The sequence below is a fragment of the Flavihumibacter sp. CACIAM 22H1 genome, from assembly GCF_001601815.1.
Taxonomy (GTDB): Bacteria; Bacteroidota; Bacteroidia; order Chitinophagales; family Chitinophagaceae; genus Flavihumibacter.
Genome location: NZ_LUKG01000024.1, coordinates 1 through 1,170, shown reverse-complemented (window position 1 = coordinate 1,170; position 1,170 = coordinate 1). Strand labels below are relative to the sequence as shown.

Genomic DNA, 1,170 nt, shown 5'->3' with positions numbered 1-1,170 from the left:
CCCACCCCGCGCAACGCGTCCCGCCCCGTGCCCCCCGTCCGGGCCTGACCCGGGACCTCCGCCATCCCCCCACAGCCCCGCACCAGACAGGCTCCCCGCCTCGCCTCCGGGCGGGTGACATGCGCCACGAGAAGATGTTCCCAAAAGATGAACGCTCCCTCTCCCCGGCGCGCGCTGCGTGCATACGCCCTGCTGCACTGCCCGTCTGCACCGGGCGCTGCACGCCGTTCCGGGGGGGGAGGACGAGAACAGGCCCCTCAGTCCCGCTCGATGCGCAGCTGAAAGCAGTTGTTCCGCGCCGACCGGACATGCACGAATTCCACATCCGCCCGCGCCAGCAACTCCGCCGCCCGCGCCGGAATCCGCCCCGTCTCCACCACGCCCCCGGTGCCATAGACGATCCGCTCATCCGCCCCGTAGCCCCGGACGATATAGTCGGAAGAGGCAAGGATTTCAGGCAGTTCCGCCCCACCCCCCGCCTCACATTGCGCCGCGCACAGAAAGATCGGCCCCGTCTCGGCATAGGGCTGCAACGCGCCAAAGGGCCTGTGCGCCAGCACCAGCATTGCCGCCCCTTCCGGGATCATCCGCAGGCAATGCCGGCAGGGATTGCCACCCCCCTCAGACACCCGCCGCTCTGGCAAAAGCCCATTGGAAACTGCCTTCTCAATGGATGTATTATCATTTACTGGATGGCGATATTGCCAGCAATACGCTTAGCTGGCAATGGACGGCTGGCACTTTTTCGTCTAAAAAATACCTTGCCAACCAGGATAATATCAATTATTATTTTCAAAGCCATCAAAAAAACAGTTTCCTGGATTACTCTTACGAAGAGCTCTACGACAGGCCTGTTCCTGATTCGCTTGTTTCTACCCACCAGCCTGATTTTTCGACAGTGCTACCGGACACGCCCCCTCCCACCATACGGCCAGATCTGCCGGTTCTGCTCTATCATTCTTACTGGTTAAACCCCAACTGGCATAAGGAAGAAGCTGCTAACCGATTGCTGATCCTGGACCCCGATCATTTCAGAAAATTTCCGGTTAGTAAAAAAGTACTGGACTTTATACTGGAGCTGGCAGTGGATATGATTCCAGATTTGCAGGTAGTTACCGCCTCACCGTTATCTCTACCCGAATTAGTGCAGGCCCGGGCTGTTTACTCAAT

Annotated in this window: 2 protein-coding genes; one reads left to right on the top strand and one right to left on the bottom strand. The window is 59.1% G+C overall.

Annotated features, from left to right (window positions below; all coding sequences use genetic code 11):
- Positions 1–257: 257 nt before the first annotated feature.
- Positions 258–629: a DUF1203 domain-containing protein gene (locus A1D16_RS08685; protein WP_290709024.1), complete on the bottom strand. Its 372-nt coding sequence runs from the start codon at positions 627–629 to the stop codon at positions 258–260.
- Between the two features lie 44 nt (positions 630–673).
- Here A1D16_RS08685 and A1D16_RS08680 point away from each other — a divergent pair.
- Positions 674–1,170, top strand: a 497-nt coding sequence (locus A1D16_RS08680; RefSeq protein ID WP_290708969.1) for a hypothetical protein, incomplete at its 3' end; no start/stop codon positions are given.